At 68.5% G+C, this 6733-nt stretch carries 9 protein-coding genes; 3 read left to right on the forward strand and 6 right to left on the reverse strand.

Annotated features, from left to right (window positions below; all coding sequences use genetic code 11):
* Nucleotides 1-28: 28 nt before the first annotated feature.
* Both BLR75_RS21720 and BLR75_RS21725 read left to right on the forward strand, forming a co-directional pair.
* Nucleotides 29-913 carry a sugar nucleotide-binding protein gene (locus BLR75_RS21720; RefSeq protein WP_084314041.1) on the forward strand — a complete coding sequence of 295 codons (885 nt, stop codon included), beginning with the start codon at nucleotides 29-31 and terminating at the stop codon, nucleotides 911-913.
* Nucleotides 906-1844, forward strand: a complete 939-nt coding sequence (locus tag BLR75_RS21725) for an NAD-dependent epimerase/dehydratase family protein (RefSeq protein ID WP_084314042.1) — start codon at nucleotides 906-908, stop codon at nucleotides 1842-1844. The genes BLR75_RS21720 and BLR75_RS21725 overlap by 8 nt, the downstream gene beginning before the upstream one ends.
* Here the strand turns inward: BLR75_RS21725 and BLR75_RS21730 are convergent, their stop codons facing one another.
* The 6 genes from BLR75_RS21730 to BLR75_RS21755 form a co-directional block, all read right to left on the reverse strand.
* The gene (locus BLR75_RS21730; RefSeq protein ID WP_084314053.1) at nucleotides 1845-2201 is read right to left on the reverse strand and encodes a SirB2 family protein; all 357 of its coding nucleotides are present in this window, start codon (nucleotides 2199-2201) and stop codon (nucleotides 1845-1847) included. It lies immediately after the preceding gene.
* A gap of 63 nt (nucleotides 2202-2264) precedes the next feature.
* Nucleotides 2265-2936 (reverse strand): OmpW/AlkL family protein, encoded by a 672-nt coding sequence (locus BLR75_RS21735; RefSeq protein ID WP_084314043.1) that lies wholly within the window; start codon nucleotides 2934-2936, stop codon nucleotides 2265-2267.
* Nucleotides 2937-3067: 131 nt separating this feature from the next.
* On the reverse strand, nucleotides 3068-3574 hold the full coding sequence (locus BLR75_RS21740) for a DUF3299 domain-containing protein (RefSeq protein WP_084314044.1): 507 nt from the start codon (nucleotides 3572-3574) through the stop codon (nucleotides 3068-3070).
* Nucleotides 3575-3585: 11 nt separating this feature from the next.
* Nucleotides 3586-4851 carry an ABC transporter permease gene (locus BLR75_RS21745; RefSeq protein ID WP_084314045.1) on the reverse strand — a complete coding sequence of 422 codons (1266 nt, stop codon included), beginning with the start codon at nucleotides 4849-4851 and terminating at the stop codon, nucleotides 3586-3588.
* Nucleotide 4852: 1 nt separating this feature from the next.
* On the reverse strand, nucleotides 4853-5560 hold the full coding sequence (locus BLR75_RS21750; protein ID WP_084314046.1) for an ABC transporter ATP-binding protein: 708 nt from the start codon (nucleotides 5558-5560) through the stop codon (nucleotides 4853-4855).
* 5 nt (nucleotides 5561-5565) lie between these two features.
* Entirely contained in the window at nucleotides 5566-6108 is a 543-nt protein-coding gene (locus tag BLR75_RS21755; protein ID WP_084314047.1) for a DUF2796 domain-containing protein, read from the reverse strand.
* Nucleotides 6109-6236: 128 nt separating this feature from the next.
* Here BLR75_RS21755 and BLR75_RS21760 point away from each other — a divergent pair, with 128 nt between their 5' ends.
* Nucleotides 6237-6572, forward strand: a complete 336-nt coding sequence (locus tag BLR75_RS21760; RefSeq protein ID WP_084314048.1) for a hypothetical protein — start codon at nucleotides 6237-6239, stop codon at nucleotides 6570-6572.
* The last annotated feature ends 161 nt before the right edge of the window (nucleotides 6573-6733 follow it).

Below are 6733 nucleotides of genomic sequence, written 5' to 3' on the forward strand. Positions count from 1 at the left end.
CCCACGAATCTCGAGTGCCTCCCCGAAGATGCGAATGCGCCTGATGCTGTTGGGTGGTGGTAGTGCCCTTGGACAGGCGCTGATCCGTCTCGGCGCCGAGGAAGATATCGGCTTCCTGGCGCCCCGTCCGCCCGAGCAGGGGTGGGACACCTCCAGCCTGACGCTGCTGCTGGACGAAACCCGCCCGGATGCGGTGATCAACCTCGCCTACTACTTCGACTGGTTCCAGGCCGAGGCGGTCGACGAAGCCCGCCTGCTGCGCCAGGAGCGCGCCGTCGAGCGTCTTGCCGAGCTGTGCCAGCACCACGACATCCTGCTGGTGCAGCCTTCCAGCTACCGCGTGTTCGACGGCACCCGCGCCACCGCCTACAGCGAGAAGGACGAGCCGCACCCGCTCGGCCCGCGCGGCCAGGCGCTGTGGCGCATGGAACAGCGGGTGCGCTCCACCTGCCCGCGGCACGTGCTGCTGCGCTTCGGCTGGTTGCTGGACGACAGCGTGGAAGGCGTTCTCGGGCGTTTCCTCAGCCGTGCGGAAAAGGAACACACGCTGCTGCTGGCCGACGACCGCCGTGGCAATCCGACTCCGGTGGACGACGCCGCGCGGGTGATCCTGTCCGTGCTCAAGCAGCTCGACTGCCAGGCGCCGCTGTGGGGCACCTATCATTACGGCGGGCTCGAAGCCACCACGGCCATCGCTCTCGGCCAGGTGATCCTCAGCGAAGCGCGTGCCTTCCGCGGCCTCACCGTGCAGGAGCCGAGCCCGCAGGCGCACGCCGCGCGGCCGGACGTCCACAACGAGCCGCAGCACGCGGTGCTAGCCTGCAAGAAAATCCTCCATACCTTCGGCATCAAGCCGCGCGCCTGGCGCGCCGCACTGCCGACCCTCCTGGACCGATACTATCGCCATGGCTGAAATCACCCCGGCTTCGCCGAAACCCATCCTCATCACCGGCGGCGCCGGCTTCATCGGCTCGCACCTGGCCGACGCGCTGCTGGCGCTGGGCTTTGCGGTGCGCGTGCTGGACAACCTGTCCACCGGCAAGCGCGGGAACCTGCCCGCCGCGGTGGAACTGATCGAGGGCGACGTCGCCAATGCCGCGCAGCTGCATGCGGCGGTGAAAGGCTGCCAGGCCGTGGCGCATCTGGCCGCGGTAGCGTCCGTTCAGGCTTCGGTGGACGATCCGGTGGCGACCCACCAGAGCAACTTCATCGGCACCCTGAACCTCTGCGAGGCCATGCGCGAGGAAGGCATCCGCCGCGTGCTGTTCGCTTCCAGCGCGGCGGTCTACGGGCAGAACGGCCAGGGCACGGCGATCGACGAGGACACCCCGAAGGCGCCGCTGACCCCCTACGCCGCGGACAAGTTGGCCAGCGAGCACTATCTCGATTTCTATCGCCGCCAGCATGGCCTGGAGCCGGCGGTGTTCCGCTTCTTCAACGTCTACGGGCCGCGCCAGGACCCGTCCTCGCCCTATTCCGGGGTGATCAGCATCTTCACCCAGCGCGCCCTCGACGGCCTGCCGATCACCCTGTTCGGCGACGGCGAGCAGACCCGCGATTTCATCTATGTCGGCGACCTGGTGAAGGTGCTGGTGCAGGCGCTGACCGCCGCCGACGTGGCGGATGGCGCGATCAATGCCGGGCTCAACCGGACCACCAGCCTGAACCAGCTGCTGGCGGCCATCTCCGAACTGCTCGGCGGCCTGCCGGCGATCACCCATGCCGAGGCGCGGCCGGGCGACATCCGCCATTCCCGGGCGAACAACGACCGCCTTCTGGCGCGCTATGCGCTGGGCGAGACGACCCCGATCAAGACCGGCCTGTCCCGCCTGCTGGGGCGCTGATCACCACCAGGGTTTCTGCAGCGCGAGGAAGAAGATCCCGCCCAGCGCGCCGAGGCTGAGCGCGCTGAACGCCACCTTGCGTCCGTGCTGGTCGGCGCGGATGGCCACCGCGGCGAAGCCGATGTAGAGCAGCAGCAGGCCGATCTTCGCCTGCAGCCAGACCGGCAGCGGCCAGGGCATCGCCAGATGCACCAGCCCCAGAGCGCTGAGCAGCAGGAAGGTATCGACCAGATGCGGCGCCCAGCGCTGCCAGCCCTGCATGCGCCGTCCTCCCCAGCTCAGCGCCAGCCTCAGGATGAACAGCAGGCTGCTGGCGACGGCGAGGCTGATGTGCAGGTGTTTCAACCAGATGTACACGCTGTTCTCCTTGAACATGAAAAAAGCGCCCGAAGGCGCTTTTTTCAGACTACCGATTGGCTATCAGAACTTATAGCCGAAACCGACCATGTAGACCCAGGGGTCGACGTCCACGTCGACCTTGACCTTGCCGGCGCCTGCCAGATCGGTGCTGGCCTTGGTGTCGATGTCCATGTACCAGACCGACATGTTGAACAGGGCGTGTTCGTTGAGCATGTAGTCGAAGCCCAGTTCACCGGCCAGGCCCCAGGAGTCCTGCAGCTTCAGGCTGCTGAAGCCCTGGTCCTTGCGGCCGCTGGTGAGGTCTTCGTCGAAGAAGGTGGTGTAGTTGACGCCGACGCCGGCGTAGGGTTGGAAGGCGGACTTGCTGCCGCCCATCGGGTAGTACTGCAGCAGCACGGTCGGCGGCAGCTGCTTGACGTCGGCCAGCTTGCCGTCGAGGGCGCCGAGGCCCTTCACGTCCACCTGGTGCTTGAACGGGGTGGCGGCCACCAGTTCCACGCCGAGCTGGTCGATGAACAGGTAGCTGAAGGTCAGGCCGAGCTGGGTATCGCTGTCCACTGTGGCCTTGCCGCCCAGCTTGGCACCGTTCAGTTTCAGCGCGGAGCTGTCGTCATTCGGGGCGACGGTGGCGAAACCGCCACGGACGATGAAGTCGCCGGCTTCGTGGGCTTGGGCCAGAGGGGCGACGGCGGCGAGGGACAAGAGGGAAGCGGCGAGCCGGGACTTGCGCATGATGAAGCTCCATATTTTTTTGAATAACCATTGGCAGCTGTCATGCTAAAAGCCGAGGGAGGGGCCCTTTTGATTCAGCTCAATAAAGACCCTTCAGAAAGACCGGGATTACCCTGCGTAGAAATGTCGCATCACTGGTCATAGGGCCTGACGGAGCTGGCCTGCAGCTGATAGCCCGCCAGGGCGAGGTCGCTGTCCACCGCCTCCACGCGCATCCGGCCCTCGACCCAGAATGGCTGGTACAGGTCGTCCATCTTCACGCCCCGCGCGCCGCGCACGTAGACGATCTGATTGGGCGGCGGCGGTGGCACGTGGATGCAGGCGCCGTAGTAGGGCACCAGCAGGAACTGGCCGATCTCGCCGGCGTCGTCCACTTCCAGCGGCACGATGTAGCCCGGCAGCTTCACCTCCAGCCCGTCCAGCGCGCGGACCACCGGCACCTGCCGGCTCTGCTGCCTGGCTGCCGGCCCGCTCTCCGCGGCCAGGGCGTCGGCCAGCTGCGAGAAGTCGTGCAGGGCCACCGGCGGCGGGAGCGGCGGGGCGTCCGCGGGGATCAGTTCAGACCAGGTCAGCTCGCGCGGCGCGCCGGCCCAGGCGCAGGTGGCGAGTACCAGGAGCAGGGCCAGGATGGGGCGCATCGGCGTATTCCTCAGAGGCGGATGGACAGGCCGTCGGCCAGCGACTGGCGATAGGCGCGCCAGGCCGGCACGCAACCCATCAGCAGGGCGGCGACCAGTATCCCGGCGAGCAGCGACCACTCATGGGCCGTCGGCGCCGCCAGCGGCAGGTCGATGCCGTAGGCGCTGCGCAGATAGCCGCGGCCGGCGCCGATGCCCAGGTAGAGCAGGGCGACGCCGCCGCTCACGCCGGCCAGCGCCAGGGCGAAGGCCTCCGCCAGCAGCAGGCTGAACACGTGCCAGGGCCGCGCGCCCACCGAGCGCAGGATGGCCATCTCGCGGCGGCGCTCGTTGAGGCTGGCGAGGATGGCGGTGAGCATGCCGATCAGGCCGGTCAGCACGACGAACAGCGAGACCACGAACAGCGCCTTCTCAGCCGTGCCCATCAGGCTCCACAGCTCCTGCAGGGCGACGCCGGGGAGAATCGCCAGCAGCGGTTCGCCGTCGTATTCGTTGATCTGCCGCTGCAGGGCGAAGGTGCCGACCCTGCTCTTCAGGCCGACCAGGAAGGCGGTGATCGCCCGCGGCTGCAGGTCCATGCCGCGCGCCTGTTCCGCGGTCACCCGGCCGGCGCCGCGGGCTGGCGCGCCGCCCTTCCAGTCGACGTGCAGCGCTTCCATGCCGGGCAGGGAAATGTGCAGCGTGCGGTCCACCGGCGTGCCGGTGCGTTCGAGGATGCCGACCACGGTGAACGGCTTGTCGTCATGCTGCACCAGGCTGACGGTGCTGACCCCGTGGGCCAGCACGATGCGCTCGCCGAGCCGGTAGTGCAGCGCCTCGGCCACTTCGGCGCCGAGCACCACGTCGAACAGGTCCCGGCCGAACGGGCGGCCCTCGGCGAGGCGCAGCGACTGTCCGCGGCCGTAGCGATAGTGCTCGAAATAGCCGGTGTCGGTGCCCATCACCCGGTAACCGCGATGGGAGTCGCCGAGGGAGATCGGGATCGTCCATTTCACCAGCGGACTCTGCGCCACCGCCTCGTAGCTGTCCCAGCGGATGTTGTTGGTGGCGTTGCCGATGCGGAACACCGAATAGAGCAGCAGGTTGATCGAGCCGGAACGCGCGCCGACGATCAGGTCGGTGCCGGACAGGGTGCTGGCGAAGCTGGCGCGGGCTTCGGTGCGCACCCGCTCCACCGCCAGCAGCAGGCAGGCGGAGAGGGCGATGGCGAAGACCGTGAGCAGCGCGCTGAAGCGGCGGTTGGACAGGCTGGCGATGGCCAGGCGCAGCAGGTACATCTCAGATCCCCGGGGCAGTGGCGGCACGGTTCAGTTCGGCGAGCGCCAGGCTGCGGTCGAACAGCGGCGCCAGGCTCTGGTCGTGGCTGACGAACAGCAGGCTGGCGCCGGCCTCGCGGCATTCGGCGAAGAGCAGCTGGAGGAAGGCTTCGCGGCTGTCGGCGTCCAGCGCCGAGGTCGGTTCGTCGGCGATCACCAGTTCCGGCTGGCCAATCAGCGCGCGGGCAGCGGCGACCCGCTGCTGCTGGCCGATCGACAGGCTGTCGGCGCGGCGTTCGACCAGTGCGGCGTCGCCCAGGCCGAGATGGCCGAGCAATGCCTGCGCGGCCTGCGCCACGCTGCCGTGGCGTGCCCTGGCCCGCTGCGCGCGGCTGCGCGAGAAGTGGCAGGGCAGCTCGACGTTCTCCCGCACCGAGAGGAACGGCAGCAGGTTGAACTGCTGGAAGATGTAGCCGGTGTGATCGACGCGGAAGTGATCGCGGCGCGCCGCGGAAAGCCGGGCGAGGTCCTCGCCGAGCAGGCGCACGCTGCCGCGCCGGGGCGTCTGCACGCCGCCGAGGAGGCCGAGCAGGGTGGTCTTGCCGCTGCCGGACGGGCCCTTGAGGAACAGGGTTTCGCCGCGCTGCAGGCGGAAGTGCGGAATGTCCAGCAGCTCCGCCTGGCCGGGCCAGGCGAAGCCGAGGTCGTCCAGTTCGATCAGCGCTCCCATGGATTTCAGAATTCCAGGGCGCTGGCGCTGGCGGTCAGCTCGCCGCCCTTCTGGCCCTGCGGACCGATCAGCTGCAACTGGATCTTCTGCATGCCGGGGAAGCGCTGGAACAGCGGCGCCAGGTCGACCCGGTCGATCGCCCCGGGGTTGGCGCAGGTCAGCTGGTAATGCGCGTGGATATCGGCGTGGTCGTGCTCGTCATGCTCATCGCTCTCCGCCGCGTCGCCGAACAGCGGGCTTTCCACCTCGACGTCGCCGACGCTGCACCCGGCCGCGGCGGGCAGGGCGATCAGCTCCAGCGGCTTGCCCAGCTGCGCCTTCGTCGTGGCGACGGTCTGTTTGTCCGCTGCGCTGCTGGCGGCGTGTTCGAAGCCGAGCAGGTTCATCGCCGGGCTTTCCAGCTCGAATTCCAGGGCGTTGCCTTCCAGCGCCGCGTTCAGCTGGGCGACCCCGTGCTCGTGCTTGCCGAGGCTGCCATGGGCATGTTCGTCGTGGGCATGGGCGAAGGACAGTGGCAGCAGGGCGAGGGTAAGCAGCAGGGGGCGCATGGTGGGCTCCGGCGGGTTCATGTTTTGTTACGTTATAACAAATTGAGTGCTGCCGCCAAGATGTCCGCCTCGATTGGCGCTGGCGCCGAGGCGTGGGAGCATGCGTGGATCGTCGGAGGAGAACGGAAATGCGAATTCGCGGAATGATCGGCGACTGGCCGGTGGACCTGACAGTGGAACTGGACGACGCGGACTGGGCGCGGCTGGCCGCGCGCGTGCAGGCGCCGGATCCAGCCGACGTGCCAACCGCGCCGCCGAGCCCGGCGGAACAGCTCTGGCTGGCCGCCCAGGACCTGCTGCGCCGCGCCGGCACCAGCGAGGGGCCGCAGCTGCTCAACGAACTGGAAGCGCTGGCCGGCAGCACCGGTGCGGCGAAAGGCCTGCTGGTGCGCCTGCGGCACAGCCCGAAGGTGAAGGTGGAGGTGCGGGAGGGGACCCAGGTGTTCCTCTGGGAGGAGGATTAGCCCGCCGGAACGTATCCCGGGACGCTCCCGCGTACGGAGATGTCGCGGGCATGGCCCGCTCCTACGGCGCCATGGCCGCTCTTCGTAGGAGCCAGCTTGCTGGCGATCCATGGCTTCGACCGGCACTCCATCACCAGGGGAAACACCGGATCGCGAGCAAG

The organism is Pseudomonas jinjuensis (genome assembly GCF_900103845.1).
GTDB lineage: Bacteria > Pseudomonadota > Gammaproteobacteria > Pseudomonadales > Pseudomonadaceae > Pseudomonas > Pseudomonas jinjuensis.

Coding starts and splice junctions, on each gene's coding strand:
- BLR75_RS21740 (WP_084314044.1), bottom strand. CDS start 3,574: ATGCGCCCCATCCTGGCCCTGCTCCTGGTACTCGCCACCTGCGCCTGG.
- BLR75_RS21745 (WP_084314045.1), bottom strand. CDS start 4,851: ATGTACCTGCTGCGCCTGGCCATCGCCAGCCTGTCCAACCGCCGCTTC.
- BLR75_RS21720 (WP_084314041.1), top strand. CDS start 29: ATGCGAATGCGCCTGATGCTGTTGGGTGGTGGTAGTGCCCTTGGACAG.
- BLR75_RS21735 (WP_084314043.1), bottom strand. CDS start 2,936: ATGCGCAAGTCCCGGCTCGCCGCTTCCCTCTTGTCCCTCGCCGCCGTC.
- BLR75_RS21760 (WP_084314048.1), top strand. CDS start 6,237: ATGCGAATTCGCGGAATGATCGGCGACTGGCCGGTGGACCTGACAGTG.
- BLR75_RS21755 (WP_084314047.1), bottom strand. CDS start 6,108: ATGCGCCCCCTGCTGCTTACCCTCGCCCTGCTGCCACTGTCCTTCGCC.
- BLR75_RS21725 (WP_084314042.1), top strand. CDS start 906: ATGGCTGAAATCACCCCGGCTTCGCCGAAACCCATCCTCATCACCGGC.
- BLR75_RS21750 (WP_084314046.1), bottom strand. CDS start 5,560: ATGGGAGCGCTGATCGAACTGGACGACCTCGGCTTCGCCTGGCCCGGC.